Genomic DNA, 13658 nt, shown 5'->3' on the forward strand with positions numbered 1-13658 from the left:
TAAAAAATTGATCTTCCATTAAAATGCTTATAAGTTTCTTTATTGCATCTTTGCAAATCAATTGCAATATATAATGAGCAGTCAAATCTACGGTATAAGGGCAGTCATAGAGGCGATTAACGCCGGACAACCCATTAACAAGGTATTCATTCAAAAAGGTCTTAAAGGTGACCTTTACAAAGAATTGGAGTCCTCTGCACGTAAAAGCGGCATCGGCCTATCCTACGTTCCTGTTGAAAAGCTGAACCGCCTTACCCGCAACAATAACCATCAAGGTGCCGTAGCACAGATTTCCCCAGTGGAATTCCATCAATTTGAAGAATTGGTAGAACAAGTGCTCAGCAAAGAAGAGACTCCCCTGTTCCTGATGCTTGACGGTGTATCCGATGTAAGAAATTTTGGTGCCATTATACGTACTGCCGAATGTTGCGGCGTCCATGCCATTATCGTTCCTAAAAGTGGGGCCGCACCTATTACGGAGGATACGGTAAAAACTTCGGCCGGAGCAGCCTTTAATGTACCCATTGCAAAGGTAGACCACTTAAAAGATGCTATTTTTTACCTGCAATCTTCTGGAATTGTCGTTACTGGAGCTACCGAGAAAGCCGATGACGAGATTTACGGTGTCGATTTTAACCAACCTACCGCAATCATAATGGGTTCGGAGGAAAAAGGTATCTCCCCTTCTACCCTCAACATCATAGACCATCAGGCCAAATTGCCCCTCATGGGAAAAATAGGCTCATTGAACGTTTCTGTGGCCTGCGGCGTGTTTCTTTATGAGGTGGTTCGACAAAGGAGAAGCTAATCATCACTTGACTTTTTATAGTGATATTTGATTTCAATTTTTTCCTCAGGCTCTTCGGGAGCACTCTCGATAAAATTACCGTTATCATCAAAATGTTTTAGGAAAGGGTCATCCTCTTCCCTATAATCTTCTCGTTCCCAATCATATTTTCGAACCTCCGGAACTTGGATTTTAGTAACAAAAGCAAGTACCAATCCGGTGAAAAAACCAGCTAAATGGCCTTCCCACGAAATACCGTCCTTAACCGGGAATATATACCAAATCATACTGCCATATATAAACACTACTACCAACGATAGGGCGACCAAACGATAATTCTTGGCCAAAATCCCTTTAAAAAATATAAAACTGGCCAATAAGTAAATAACCCCACTTGCCCCAATATGATAGGATGGCCTAGCTATTGCCCACGTCAACAACCCAGAAACCAGAGCCCCGATCAACAAAACCCGAAGGGCTGCACTTCTATAAAAATAGAACAGGAATGCCGTCAACACCGCCAGAGGAATGGTATTGTTGTATAAATGTTCAATGGAACCATGGATAAACGGGCTGAAGAATACTCCCTGCAAGCCCGATAACCTCCGAGGATATACACCGTACTCGTTCAAATTGATGCCTAATTGCATCTCTACCCAGAATACAATCCAAATGGACAATACCGCCACTAAGGGCGCTACTATAACTGAATTAGATAATTTAAAAGAATCTGAACTCATACGCTCACAAAATCAAACATCTCGCCATAACATTAAATTTATACAAATTGTCAGGTGATGGGTAAAAATCCTTCCTCTTTTAAGAACAACGGACCGTCAAATTTATTTTATTTTTGATGTATGAACGAACCTTTGGCAGAACGCATACGTCCGAAAACTTTAGAGGATTATATCAGTCAACAACATTTGGTAGGGAAGCAGGGTGCTTTGACTAATCAAATTAAGAGGGGTGTAATCCCCTCGTTGATTTTTTGGGGGCCGCCCGGAACAGGTAAAACCACCTTGGCCAATATAATCGCCACGGAAAGCCAAAGACCATTTTATACCTTGAGCGCCATTAGTAGTGGCGTAAAGGATGTTCGCGAGGTCATCGACAAAGCCAAACAAAGTGGTGGTTTGTTCACCTCCAAGAACCCCATTCTTTTTATTGACGAGATTCACCGGTTTAGCAAATCACAACAGGATTCGTTGCTCGCTGCGGTAGAAAAAGGTTGGGTGACACTAGTTGGGGCAACTACCGAGAACCCAAGTTTTGAGGTAATTCCTGCACTTTTGTCGCGTTGCCAAGTCTACACTTTGAATTCCTTTGGAAAAGACGACCTCGTGGCACTTTTAGAGCGTGCTATTGAAACCGACACCTTACTTTCCAAAAAAGATATCGAGCTCAAGGAAACGGATGCACTACTTCGTTTATCGGGAGGAGATGGTAGAAAATTGCTCAATATATTTGAGCTTATCGTTAATTCTGAACCAAATGGAAAAATTGTCATAACCAATGACCTAGTACTCAACAAGGTCCAAAGCAATACGGTTCGGTATGACAAGACAGGGGAACAACACTACGATATTGTTTCGGCCTTCATTAAAAGTGTTCGCGGTAGCGATCCCAATGCGGCTGTTTATTGGTTGGCCCGGATGATCGAGGGCGGCGAAGACGTAAAATTTATTGCCCGTAGAATGATCATATTGGCATCCGAAGATATAGGAAACGCCAACCCTACAGCACTTGTTATGGCCAATACCACTTTCCAATCCGTAACAACGATAGGATACCCAGAGGCCAGGATAATCTTGAGCCAATGCGCTACCTATTTAGCCAGTTCTCCCAAAAGCAATGCCAGTTACATGGCCATTAACGAAGCGCAACAAAAAGTTCGTCAGACCGGGGACCTATCTGTGCCTATTCCTTTAAGGAACGCTCCAACTAAACTAATGAAGGATTTGGGGTATGGTAAAGGGTATGCCTATGCCCATGACTACCAAAACAATTTTGTGGATTTTGAGTTTCTCCCGGAAGAAATTTCAGGTACAACTTTCTATAAACCTGGGAACAACCCTAGAGAAAATTCTATGAAGGATTTTCTAAAAAAAAGATGGAAGAACAAATATGATTTTTAGAACTTGATTTCCAGTTCTTTCTGAACCTTTTCTCCGTTTTCGGAATACTCCAACAACCACTTGCCATCTTTTTCGAAGACTACTGCATTGTAACCGTTAAAATCGGTCATAAATACATTGTCCATCGAAGTTTCCTGCAACTTCAACACAACCTTTGGTGTGCTATCCACGAGTTGATAGCCAAAATCGGTCGGCTGTGCATACAAAACCTCGGCCGGCAACTCGGCAGATTGTTTCTCCGCAGCTCTTACGATAGATGAAGGTTTCGGTTCCACAGCTTTGTAGACCTGCTCCTCTGTAGTGGATTTCTGTTCTATAATATGCTCTTTTGATTCTTCTTGAACCGATTTTACATCGTCCTTAAAATTGAGAGTAACCGTGGCTGATTCTTTTTTCTCCCGTTCTTGTGGCACATAGCTGTAATCCATTCCAGCAAAAGAGATAAATGCTTTTTGAATAGCATCTTTGTAAGCCTTATCGTATTCCTTGATCTTGCTAATTCCTTCAACAGACCTAAATACCTCGACATTGTTACAATCCTTTAGGGTGATTGTAACTTTCGTGGTAAACATATTGGAACCATCCTCCAAATTGGCCAAAAGCCCTAAACACCTATTCCCTGCCAAGTCTACTGGCATGGCATCATCATAAAGAGCATTAAACCCGTTTTCTTCAAAATAATATTTGACCAACGTGCTGGTCTGGTATTCATTCACGGATTTAAATGCATCAAACTTCTTGGGCACAATGATGTATTTGTAATCGTTTAACTGAGCATTTACCACTGTGTTCAATCCGATTGCAAAAAGCAATATGTACAATACTTTATATTTCATATATCAAAGATACTCAATTACCGTTCCAAGATATAATATTAAATCCGAACTGTAAAGAAGCATAGTGGCTGTCCGCAATATTGGAGTAGCTTAGAAGATTGTCCGCCAGCACATAAAAGTTTACGGGGCCCATCTGAAAATTTGCGCCCAAACCTATATTTGTAAAGGAATATTTATCCATGGTATACGTACCTTTTAATGAGAGTACACGGCCAAAACGTCTTTGATAAAAACCGGTCAATGCAGCTTGGACCCCCTTTGGTCTTTTTATCATGAACAATTGTCCGCCGACACTGTTGCGGTAATAGTCGGAAGTACTTGACATTCCACCGCCGTTTACGGCACAACCACAATTATCGAAAATCCTGCCATTTCCACCCTGTCCAAAATCGTATCTAAGGGAACCGTAAACCTTTACTGGCCTCCATGAGATATAGCTGGACCGGTTTTCACCATGTGGCAATGCTGCATCTATTTCATCTATTAGTTCTTGCCATTTGTCATTGTCCACGTCATCGATATCCTCTGGAAGCACAATAGAAATACCATCTGTAGTGGTGCTACCTGCAAAAGTATAGTTCCAAACATCTTTTGAATTGCTGATAAATCCAAGGTCCAAAACACTGGCTGTAATGGTCGTCTGCGGATTTAAATTATAACTAAAGCCAACATCAACACCAAAACCCAGGTTCCCACCCAAAAGCGTCCTTTCCGTAAATAGACTTTTTACATCCTTTTTCGTGGTTCCCGTATCCTCTTCGATAATATCATAAAAACCTTTCACACCGGCCGTTTGTAACTGCATATCTGCACTTATGGCACTTTCGTAAACATTGTTCTGTCCTTCCCTTGTAATAAAAGAGCCCGAATTATTTATAGATTGAAACTGAAAAATACTGGAATATATTTTGGCCCGTCCCCCAATGGTAAGACCCTCATTTACTTTTCTATTTATGCCAAAATGAAGCACATTGACCATTTCTCCGCGGAGATTCAAGTCACCAAGGTCAAAGCTCCTACCTAGGTTGCCTCCCCCGTTACCTTCAAAAGCCAAAATGGCCAAGTCCTTGGGCCAATAGGAAATAATGTCCATTTCGCCATACATGCCGAAGGAATAGTAATCATCCGGTCTGTTTTTGCCCCTGAATCCTACAGTAAATGCCTCTATCTGACTTGTAGTGCTAAAATCATCTCTATTGGTCATAACATCCAATAATCGCTCTTGTACCTTGGTGGTAAAATCTACCCCATCATTGGCAAAAAGGTCGTTCACGGTAACTCCACTGGTGGCTCCTTGTACGGAGAGGCCAGACAAAACAGGAATACCTGCATGCCATTTCTGCGAAGTCTTGACTCCAGGATTTACCATCAAAGATTGGGGAATCTCATAAAAATCGTACAATACCTCCTTGTTCTGAGCAAATCCGGTAGCGTATACAAAAAGTGTAATCAGGATAAGTCTTGGGGCCATACTCATTGTAGTTGAAATAAAAATTCAGCTCCAGAGCGAAATATAATCCTTGCATCGGGATTTGCAGAAACACTTGAGCCATCACCCAAATTATCAGCAGATACGCGAAGACTTTTTGTACTGGACAATATATCGATGTTTTTGCCTCCTGCCCCATAAAAGACTGGATACTCTGCAACATTCGGACTATTGGCCTCGATATCAAATCTCTCTACATCCAAAACCCTTCCATCTTCATTCAAAAATTCAATCACTATGCGAAGTCTTTTGCTTGTGGTGTTTTCTATTTGATAGGTTATTGTTCCTTCTATTAGACGCTCTGCAACATACTGCTCGTTAAACGCTTCAAAAGTGACCTCTTCAAAATAAAAAGAGCCCAATGGCCCTGCTAAATTTATGGTCTCCTCATCGGATTCCAAATAAAAAATCCCTGAGGACAAGGTCGGGGTCACCCTTAAATCATCAAACTGATCAAAATCTTGCTCTTCCATACAGGATATGGTGCAAGCCAACAATCCTGTGATCCAGAGAGTGGAATACAGTAATTTTCTCATAGCCAAAAACATTTCCAAGTATCAAAAATGGGGTTTACCACTTGTAATATAACTCTATAAAATGTTTTTTATTTCAATAAGGTCGTGAATCATGGTGCATTCTCCATGATTGGATTCTTTGTGAAAATTATAGTGCAGCACCTGCATCCCCAAGGCTTTTGCCCCTAGTATATCGGCTTCGAGATTATCCCCTATCATCAACGAGTTCTGAGGCCTTACCTGTGCCAGGTCCAATGCCATTTGAAAAATGTAGGGATCCGGTTTTTTAACACCGGCCATTTCAGAATCAATTACCTTTTGAAAATAATGATGGATTCCACTTCCTCTCAACTTTTTGGTCTGTACCTCCTGAAATCCATTGGTTATAATGTGCAACTTGTATTTTGGAAAAAGGTATTCCAAAGTTTCCAGAGTATTCGGCAACAAATGGTTGAAAGATGATAGATGGGCGATATATTCGTGGGCCAATAGGTCGATAACTTCATCTGGTACATGCTCACCTAGTTTATCAAACGTCTGCTTTAACCGCTGGTACCTTAGCTGGGACTTTTCAATTCCATTTTGCCGGTATAATGCCCACATTTGCATGTTGATGGGGGCGTAAACCTCCAAAAAGTTATCCAAATCTACATTGACCTTGTTTTCCACCAAAATTTTGGCGAAGGTCAATGCTGAGTTCTTTTCAAAATCCCATAGGGTGTGATCCAAATCGAAAAAAACATCGGTCACTTTATAATCAAACATAGTATCGCTTTAAAAGGGATTGATACAGCTCCATCCAATTTAACTGCTGCTTTCCTCCCAAGAGCTCATTTGAGAATACAAGAATAAAGTCGCCCTTGACTTGTTTTACCAATCGATATACCTTATCCATTTTCTCGTAAACCTCCTCCTTGCTCTTGTACTTTACCAAAGCATAGTCGTGCATGGCAAATGGATGGATCTTAATGGGTTGCCTCACCTCTGTATTGATGTCGTAAAAATAAAAAGGCGTGCAAGTACCTGTCCTGAAACCAATTTCGTGGGTGTAGCCCATAGAAAAGTCATCCGTAAACTCCGTTTCTACCAAATTTCTGTAGGTCGCTGGAACATTTACTTTATTATAACGCAACCTGGCATAGCTGATGGGTCTATTGATTAAGTTGCCCAATTGTTTCTTCTCTTCCCGGAGCACATTTTTATCATAAGACGACATAAACGAGGTACTCAAGGAAACAATACTATAATCAGCTACGGATTTGATCAAATAACGAAATTTGTTATTATTGGTGGATACGTTTTTATCGTGCGCCGAATGCTTTGCAAACTGAAAAAAGAACATGGTCTTAATGGGAAACTTTTTGTGGATATCCACTAACTCGAAAAAATTGTCATAAGGGTCCTTTTTGAGTCTCATCATCACCGAAAAGCGATCCAAGACATCCCTGAACCTAAAATTGCCCAAATCCAATAAAAGCCCTCCAATACTACGGGCAATCCCTCTCATGGCATACGCATGTGAAGTTGTAACATTTATAATCGAGGTGAAACGATAGTCCTTTTCTTTATTTTCCAAATCCGGGAACCTATCCTTTAAGGCCTCCAATAATTTGTAGGCCCAAAGGTCTACCACGGGAAGCTCCAAAAAGTCATTCTGATAAGCTATACTTTCCTTCACAGGGAATCTGCCCACACTGTCCTTAACATGGGGCAAATATTCTTCGTACCTGCTCAATAGAAAGAAACTGGCCGAAAAAACATCAAAGGGAACAGTGCTTTTATCCCCAGCTAAAAAAAAACAGGGAAGCCCGTCCCAATCCGAAACCTTCACCTCCAAATCATTGATGCCTTGCTCGAACAAAAGATCGTTGCTTCGAATAAAGAATTCGTTCTGCAGGGGTTGTTTGGAATAGGTCATTTTAGGGCCATTGTGTTTGATGAACTCCTCGACCTTTGTTGTAAACCCCATCTCCACGCCCAAGATTTTTTCAAAAATCTGTTTGGCCGTATAGGTCAATCGATTGGTTACCTTATGTGTAAAAATCAACAACATGGACTACAGTATTCCTTTATCGGCAAAGCTCAAATATTGGTGTTGAGCCAAGATTAAGTGATCCAATATTTTTATATCCAGTGCTTCTGAAGCTACTTTCAATTTTTTGGTTATTTGCTTGTCGGCAGCACTTGCCACCAATGTCCCTGAAGGATGGTTATGTGCCAAAATAATACCCACAGCACCAAGCTCCAATGCTTGCTTTAGAACAAGCCTAACGTCTACCAAAGTTCCTGTAATGCCCCCTTTGCTCAGCTGCGCTTTATGGACAACTTTGTTTGAATTGTTCAGGTAAACAATCCAGAACTCCTCATGCGGAAGTTCACCGATCAGTGGATATAGCAACTCAAAAGCATCGTGACTACTCTGTATTTTGATTATTTTGGAAGTATCCTCCAATCGTCTTCGCCTACCCATCTCCAATGCTGCGGCAATTGTTACGGCCTTGGCCTCACCAATACCTTTAAACCGCATCAACTGGCTTACCGATAACTTTCCGAGCTCATTGAGGTTATTGTCCACAGAAGCCAATATCCGTTTGGAAAGTTCCACTGCGCTCTCGTTCCTACTCCCTGATCCTATTAAAATAGCAATCAGTTCGGCATCCGAAAGTACAAAACTCCCTTTTTGTACTAACTTTTCTCTTGGCCTATCATCATCTGCCCAGTTTTTTATGGAAAAAGAAGCTAGTTTTTCTTGCATGCGCTAAAGATAGGAGAATAATTTTATGTAATTTTCAATATAAATCCTTCATTATGAAATCCCTTTTCAATACTGAGGTGCACGAAGAAATTATTGCACGAATCCATCAACTTTCAGAATCTTCGGAAAGGCAATGGGGCAAAATGGAGGTTGGGCAAATGCTTCACCATTGCCAATTTCCATTAAAAATATCTTTGAAACGGCACAAATCAGATGGCAACGCCAATTTTATGCTCAAACTTGTGGGCAAATTTTTTAAAAAAAGCTTGTACGATGATAAACCATGGCGCCAAGGTTTGCCCACCGCCAAAGGTTTGAAGGTTGTAGAGGACAAGAATTTTGCGAAAGAAAAGGATATCTTACTTGGTCTTGTGAACGATTTTCATAATGAAAAAGATAAAAAAGAATGGGACCCACATCCGGTTTTTGGTTCGTTTACGCCCCAACAATGGGGACAAATGCAGTACAAACACTTGGACCATCATTTAAGACAATTCAATGTTTGAGTCAGAGTGCATCGTCTTCATCCTGAACCTCGTGCTGTTCTACTTTTTTCCTTGAATCATTTATCATTCGGTCTTCTTGTAGAAAAACGTTGGATATACCCAACATAAATGCAAGAAACGAAACAGACAAAAATCGTCTTAAGTAAAATGAGATATTGCGAAGGAGCCGTTTCATTCACAATATCAATCAATTACCATTCCTCTAACCCATAACTGACAAAATTACATTTTCGAATCCTTTCAAATATTGGATTTGAAGCTACTTAAATGTAGCCATCGCCTCATAAACCACCTCTTCTTTATCGGTTTCATCTTCTCCGTCAATTCAAAACGGGCATTTGTCAATCTGTTTAAAATCTCATTGGCGCACTGCATATATTTAGCTTGAAATATTTCAAAACAACATATAGTAAGGTGAACCATATCAAGAAAAAACTAGAAAAGCTTTGGGATTTGGACCACAGGTTCTTGAACGAAGGCAAACACTTTAAAAAGCATCTATACCTTCCATTTTCTGAAACAGATATTGCAGCTTTTGAAAAAAAGCATCGTATTGAACTACCAAAAACATATCGTAATTTTTTGTTGAGCATTTGCAACGGGGGTGTTGGTCCAGGAAATGGGATTTTGCCCCTTAACATTAAAAATATACACCCCAAATTACATTTACCTTGGATAAACCCTTTGGAGTACAACGAATTGTTTCTTTTTGACCCTACAAAAGACACCTATGACACGTACGACGATAAAATCAACAAAGCTCGTCTAAAAGATAATTTGCATGTGGACCATCTACTTCAAGGTGCTGACCATGGACAACTCCCAATTGCCGACAATGGCTGTGGAACATATTATTTTCTGGTTGTAAAAGGAACAAACAAAGGTGAAATATGGCTCAACCGTTTGGTGAGCGAAGAAGGTTTTAAATGGGTCGCCAACTCTTTTGGAGATTGGTTTAAATATTGGTTAGACCAGGCCATTTTAACCGCATACAAAAATAACCAAACTATGCAGGAACTTTATGCCGATGAGAAAATCCACTCTTTTCTACCCAAGAATGTTGAAGAATTGATGGACTTTGTCAGCCAATTCAATAATTTAAAGGATAAAAGCCCGGTCAAAATCTTATTGAAAAGGATATTGGAACAAAATATTCATAGAGAAATCGTAGAGCAAAGCATTGACTATTTCTTGAATGATGTACACTATAAAGATATTCAGATTGCCCTACATTTTTTGGTACAATCACTGCCAAATCTTGATGAGGCTGGAAGAAAAAAAAATTTATGCCAGCAAGGCAAAGCTTTTTTTGAATTAGGTAATCATCAAAGGGCATTGAATTGTTTTGAAGCAGCTATGGCTTTGAAAGACCCTGTATACCCTAGCGGTGAGCTGGAGAGTCCATACCTTAGGACGGTGGGCCTTTGTCTCCTCAAATCAAAAAGCCACAAAGCAGTATTGGAAATGGTAGACACTATGGATGAAGCTGTTTTATTTTTGGAGGAAATACATCATACACACAAAGATTACGAAATGGCGACATATTGGGGAGAACTTATTCTGAATACAACCAAATACCAAGAAGATGAAGAATTTGAAGATTATTTACAGGATATCTATTTAATCCTGATATATGCGAATGCAGCCCTTAAAAGAACCTTAATAGCTCAGGAACATCTGAATAAACTCATTGACCTAAAAGCAAACCCAGAGACCGTACCGTACGAAAAGATTGTGGAAAATCTCATAGACATCAACGTTTACGCCTTTGCCTATCTATGCTTGGGTAAATATAGGGCTCTTTTGCGGTCAAAACAAAATAAGGAATGGCTCCTCTTCGCAAAAGGTCAATGTTTTTTAGGCCTTGGAAAAATCCAAAAAGCTCGTGATTGTTTCGAAAAAAGCTATGAATTAAAGCATTGGATAGTGCCCTATGCCCAACTTATTGACATCAACACAAAATTAGGAGTATTCAAAGTTGCTACGAGGATAAAAAAAGAAATCTCAGCACTGAATCCAAACTTTTTGAGGGATACAGACTATTGGTAAGTGGCCATTGCTTCATAAAACTCCACTTCGTCCACTCCCATTTGTTGGCAAACCCATTTGGCCCCCGCTAAATTGCTCAAAGCTGTTTCACCGGATATTTCCAATGGCATTTCCCCATCTGGTGTATCCAAAAATATTTGTCCGTCCGCTTCTTGATAGTCCGGGGTTCCGTATGAGAACTTTCTGATTGGGTTTTCTGATGATTCTACTCGTTTCTTCACTTCAACATCCTCTTCATTATAGGTAATACTTCCTCCCTTTACAATACTATTTACAAAAATCCCGTATTGTTCCGCATAGGTTTCAAAATCGGAGTAAAAACTTCCTTCTTTAAACTCAATATCGGTCAATAAAGCAATGTTTGGCTGATAATTGTGAAACTGTGGTACGGCATCAATAACAGATGATGGCCTATCACCACCTTCCATAACAATAAAATCATTTTCTTCGGTTAGATGGATTCCATTTGGAGAAGGAAGCACATAATCGACCTCAATATTGTTATAGTCCAATACATGTAAAACCATTGAAACGACCTCGGACCTTCTCTGGCTGCCGGCTATCACAACACGTGTTTTCAATTTAACCAGCTCGTATAGGAATGCAGGGTAAGAAACCAATCGCAAACCTAGTTCCTTAGCCTTTTCCAATTCCGGGTTGTCGCTTGTAACATTAGTACCTAAAACAACGAAATCCAATTGTGAATTGACCCTATTTGAAAACCAACCTATCTCATCCAACATCAATCCTTGGTCTCGCATAACGGCCTTCAACGATTCATCAAAAAGTTCATCACTTCCGGTCACTGTATCTCCCTTTTTATGAAGAGCTAAGGCCAGATTAAACATTTCTACCTCGCCCAAACCTATAAAATGTACCTGCATTGATTCAATTTAGTTTTCAAAAATAGCCAATGCCGGTGCCAATACAAATTCCGAAACCCTAGATTAATGCCTATCTTGGTGGTAAATTTGAGAACTATGAATCTATCAGAAATAAAATCAAAAGAAATTATGCCCGGCTACCATGGTAAATTGGTACACGGAGAACGGATGAGCTGGGTGTTTTGGGATGTAGACCAAAATGCCGAAGTGCCCGAGCACCAGCACGACCATGAACAAATTATGCATGTAGTGGATGGTACTTTTGAATTCACTTTAAACGGAGAGAAAGACACTTACACTGCTGGAGATATTGTGGTGATTCCTTCCAATGCCCCGCATAGTGGTAGGGCAGTGACGGCCTGTAAATTAATGGACATTTTTAGTCCGGTTAGAGAAGAATACCGTTAAGCTATGAACATATCTCTAAAAGGAAAGAATGCCTTGGTCGGCGGCAGCAGCAAAGGAATCGGTGAAGCTATCGCTCGGCAATTGGCCGAAAGTGGTGCCAGCGTTACGTTGATGGCCCGAAGCGGGGGACGCATGAAAGATATCATTAGTGAATTGGACACTTCGCATGGGCAAAAACACCAGTATCTATCCGTGGATTTTTCCAATTTTGAAAACTATAAAACAAAAATATCTGGGTTCTTCAAAACCAATACTGTAGACATTTTGGTAAACAATACCCAAGGTCCCGAAGGCGGCGGTGCATTGGAAAAAAACGTTGAAGATTACCAAAATGCTTTTGACCTTCTTTTTAAGTCGGTGGTGTACACTACGGAACTCGCTTTAAAACACATGCAGGCGAACCGCTGGGGCCGCATCATTAATATAGCATCTATTTCGGTAAAGGAACCATTGAACTATTTGGCTCTTTCGAACACTATTCGGGCTGCGGTGGTCACTTGGGCCAAAAGTTTGGCTTATGATGTAGCAAAAGATGGTATTACAGTAAACAGCACGCTAACAGGTTACTTTGATACGGACCGCATTGCCCAATTAAATTCCAAAAAGGCTGAGAAGTTAGGAATTTCATCTGATGAAGTGCGCTCAAATATGGAAGAGCAAGTTCCTGTAAAAAGAATTGGAGATCCCAAAGAATATGGATACTTGGTTGCATTTTTGGCTTCGGACCAATCTGCATTCATCACAGGAACCAATATCCCTATTGATGGAGGCTTGTTGAAGTCACTTTAAAAAACTGGCTCCCAACAAATTAAATCTTACCAAAAAATTATCGCATATTCAATTTTTGAATACTTTTAATGTGTAACCAATAAAATTTACACTTATGAATTCAAAAGTTTTTATGGTGGCCCGTATCCTATTGGGACTGTTCGTCATCATTTTTGGTGTCAACAAACTTTACCCTTTTCTTCCCGCTCCAGAGGAAATGCCAGAAGGTATGATGACCTATTTTACAGGGTTGACAATGTCCAAAACTTTAATATTAGTTGGATTGGTAGAGGTGTTGGCAGGCATTTCCTTCATTTTGAACAAATATGGAGCTTTAATGGCAATCATATTGATGAGTGTATCGGTATGTGCTGTCCTGTTCCATCTAACCATGGCGATGGAGTCCATTGCCCCTGCCCTGGCACTACTGATTCTCAACATTGTTGTGCTTGTCGGCTATAAAGACCGATACAAGGACATTTTAAGACCTTAACAAAAAACCTCCAATTAAATTGGAGGTCTT

General features: G+C 40.3%; 15 protein-coding genes. 7 read left to right on the plus strand and 8 right to left on the minus strand.

Annotation, left to right across the window (positions count from 1 at the left end; translation table 11 throughout):
• Window positions 1–73 precede the first annotated feature (73 nt).
• A complete protein-coding gene (gene rlmB / locus GUA46_RS05440; protein WP_176619624.1) occupies window positions 74–808 on the plus strand; it encodes a 23S rRNA (guanosine(2251)-2'-O)-methyltransferase RlmB in 735 nt (244 codons plus the stop codon).
• On the opposite strand, the gene GUA46_RS05445 is transcribed toward rlmB, so the two are convergent.
• On the minus strand, window positions 805–1527 hold the full coding sequence (locus GUA46_RS05445; RefSeq protein WP_176619625.1) for a rhomboid family intramembrane serine protease: 723 nt from the start codon (window positions 1525–1527) through the stop codon (window positions 805–807). The genes rlmB and GUA46_RS05445 overlap by 4 nt on opposite strands.
• Window positions 1528–1647: 120 nt before the next feature.
• Here GUA46_RS05445 and GUA46_RS05450 point away from each other — a divergent pair, with 120 nt between their 5' ends.
• On the plus strand, window positions 1648–2925 hold the full coding sequence (locus GUA46_RS05450) for a replication-associated recombination protein A (RefSeq protein WP_176619626.1): 1278 nt from the start codon (window positions 1648–1650) through the stop codon (window positions 2923–2925).
• On the opposite strand, the gene GUA46_RS05455 is transcribed toward GUA46_RS05450, so the two are convergent.
• The 6 genes from GUA46_RS05455 to radC are packed head-to-tail and all read right to left on the minus strand — an operon-like array spanning window position 2922 to window position 8520.
• Complete coding sequence (locus tag GUA46_RS05455) at window positions 2922–3761, minus strand: hypothetical protein (RefSeq protein ID WP_176619627.1); 840 nt, start codon at window positions 3759–3761, stop codon at window positions 2922–2924. The genes GUA46_RS05450 and GUA46_RS05455 overlap by 4 nt on opposite strands.
• 13 nt (window positions 3762–3774) lie before the next feature.
• Window positions 3775–5232 carry a DUF5723 family protein gene (locus tag GUA46_RS05460; protein WP_313790858.1) on the minus strand — a complete coding sequence of 486 codons (1458 nt, stop codon included), beginning with the start codon at window positions 5230–5232 and terminating at the stop codon, window positions 3775–3777.
• A 2-nt stretch (window positions 5233–5234) separates the two neighbouring features.
• Window positions 5235–5786 carry a hypothetical protein gene (locus GUA46_RS05465; RefSeq protein ID WP_176619629.1) on the minus strand — a complete coding sequence of 184 codons (552 nt, stop codon included), beginning with the start codon at window positions 5784–5786 and terminating at the stop codon, window positions 5235–5237.
• A 54-nt stretch (window positions 5787–5840) separates the two neighbouring features.
• The gene (locus tag GUA46_RS05470; RefSeq protein WP_176619630.1) at window positions 5841–6530 is read right to left on the minus strand and encodes a YjjG family noncanonical pyrimidine nucleotidase; all 690 of its coding nucleotides are present in this window, start codon (window positions 6528–6530) and stop codon (window positions 5841–5843) included.
• Window positions 6523–7818 carry a polysaccharide deacetylase family protein gene (locus tag GUA46_RS05475; RefSeq protein WP_176619631.1) on the minus strand — a complete coding sequence of 432 codons (1296 nt, stop codon included), beginning with the start codon at window positions 7816–7818 and terminating at the stop codon, window positions 6523–6525. Before GUA46_RS05475 ends, GUA46_RS05470 begins: the two co-directional genes overlap by 8 nt.
• A gap of 3 nt (window positions 7819–7821) precedes the next feature.
• Window positions 7822–8520 carry a RadC family protein gene (gene radC / locus GUA46_RS05480; protein ID WP_176619632.1) on the minus strand — a complete coding sequence of 233 codons (699 nt, stop codon included), beginning with the start codon at window positions 8518–8520 and terminating at the stop codon, window positions 7822–7824.
• 53 nt (window positions 8521–8573) lie between these two features.
• Between radC and GUA46_RS05485 the strand changes: the two genes are divergently transcribed.
• Entirely contained in the window at window positions 8574–9026 is a 453-nt protein-coding gene (locus GUA46_RS05485) for a DUF1569 domain-containing protein (protein ID WP_176619633.1), read from the plus strand.
• Between the two features lie 414 nt (window positions 9027–9440).
• Window positions 9441–11075: an SMI1/KNR4 family protein gene (locus tag GUA46_RS05490; RefSeq protein WP_176619634.1), complete on the plus strand. Its 1635-nt coding sequence runs from the start codon at window positions 9441–9443 to the stop codon at window positions 11073–11075.
• On the opposite strand, the gene GUA46_RS05495 is transcribed toward GUA46_RS05490, so the two are convergent.
• Window positions 11066–11959: a Mur ligase domain-containing protein gene (locus tag GUA46_RS05495; protein ID WP_176619635.1), complete on the minus strand. Its 894-nt coding sequence runs from the start codon at window positions 11957–11959 to the stop codon at window positions 11066–11068. The genes GUA46_RS05490 and GUA46_RS05495 overlap by 10 nt on opposite strands.
• Window positions 11960–12055: 96 nt before the next feature.
• Between GUA46_RS05495 and GUA46_RS05500 the strand changes: the two genes are divergently transcribed.
• From GUA46_RS05500 to GUA46_RS05510, 3 genes are all read left to right on the plus strand, one after another.
• Window positions 12056–12367: a cupin domain-containing protein gene (locus GUA46_RS05500; RefSeq protein WP_176619636.1), complete on the plus strand. Its 312-nt coding sequence runs from the start codon at window positions 12056–12058 to the stop codon at window positions 12365–12367.
• Between the two features lie 3 nt (window positions 12368–12370).
• Window positions 12371–13156 carry an SDR family oxidoreductase gene (locus GUA46_RS05505; RefSeq protein WP_176619637.1) on the plus strand — a complete coding sequence of 262 codons (786 nt, stop codon included), beginning with the start codon at window positions 12371–12373 and terminating at the stop codon, window positions 13154–13156.
• A 94-nt stretch (window positions 13157–13250) separates the two neighbouring features.
• Window positions 13251–13628, plus strand: a complete 378-nt coding sequence (locus GUA46_RS05510) for a DoxX family membrane protein (protein WP_176619638.1) — start codon at window positions 13251–13253, stop codon at window positions 13626–13628.
• Window positions 13629–13658 lie beyond the last annotated feature (30 nt).

Source organism: Flagellimonas chongwuensis, from assembly GCF_013376415.1.
GTDB classification, from domain to species: domain Bacteria; phylum Bacteroidota; class Bacteroidia; order Flavobacteriales; family Flavobacteriaceae; genus Flagellimonas; species Flagellimonas chongwuensis.

Coding starts and splice junctions, on each gene's coding strand:
- GUA46_RS05465 (WP_176619629.1), bottom strand. CDS start 5,786: ATGAGAAAATTACTGTATTCCACTCTCTGGATCACAGGATTGTTGGCT.
- GUA46_RS05505 (WP_176619637.1), top strand. CDS start 12,371: ATGAACATATCTCTAAAAGGAAAGAATGCCTTGGTCGGCGGCAGCAGC.
- rlmB (WP_176619624.1), top strand. CDS start 74: ATGAGCAGTCAAATCTACGGTATAAGGGCAGTCATAGAGGCGATTAAC.
- GUA46_RS05455 (WP_176619627.1), bottom strand. CDS start 3,761: ATGAAATATAAAGTATTGTACATATTGCTTTTTGCAATCGGATTGAAC.
- GUA46_RS05475 (WP_176619631.1), bottom strand. CDS start 7,818: ATGTTGTTGATTTTTACACATAAGGTAACCAATCGATTGACCTATACG.
- GUA46_RS05445 (WP_176619625.1), bottom strand. CDS start 1,527: ATGAGTTCAGATTCTTTTAAATTATCTAATTCAGTTATAGTAGCGCCC.
- GUA46_RS05450 (WP_176619626.1), top strand. CDS start 1,648: ATGAACGAACCTTTGGCAGAACGCATACGTCCGAAAACTTTAGAGGAT.
- GUA46_RS05510 (WP_176619638.1), top strand. CDS start 13,251: ATGAATTCAAAAGTTTTTATGGTGGCCCGTATCCTATTGGGACTGTTC.
- GUA46_RS05500 (WP_176619636.1), top strand. CDS start 12,056: ATGAATCTATCAGAAATAAAATCAAAAGAAATTATGCCCGGCTACCAT.
- GUA46_RS05460 (WP_313790858.1), bottom strand. CDS start 5,232: ATGGCCCCAAGACTTATCCTGATTACACTTTTTGTATACGCTACCGGA.
- GUA46_RS05470 (WP_176619630.1), bottom strand. CDS start 6,530: ATGTTTGATTATAAAGTGACCGATGTTTTTTTCGATTTGGATCACACC.
- radC (WP_176619632.1), bottom strand. CDS start 8,520: ATGCAAGAAAAACTAGCTTCTTTTTCCATAAAAAACTGGGCAGATGAT.
- GUA46_RS05485 (WP_176619633.1), top strand. CDS start 8,574: ATGAAATCCCTTTTCAATACTGAGGTGCACGAAGAAATTATTGCACGA.
- GUA46_RS05495 (WP_176619635.1), bottom strand. CDS start 11,959: ATGCAGGTACATTTTATAGGTTTGGGCGAGGTAGAAATGTTTAATCTG.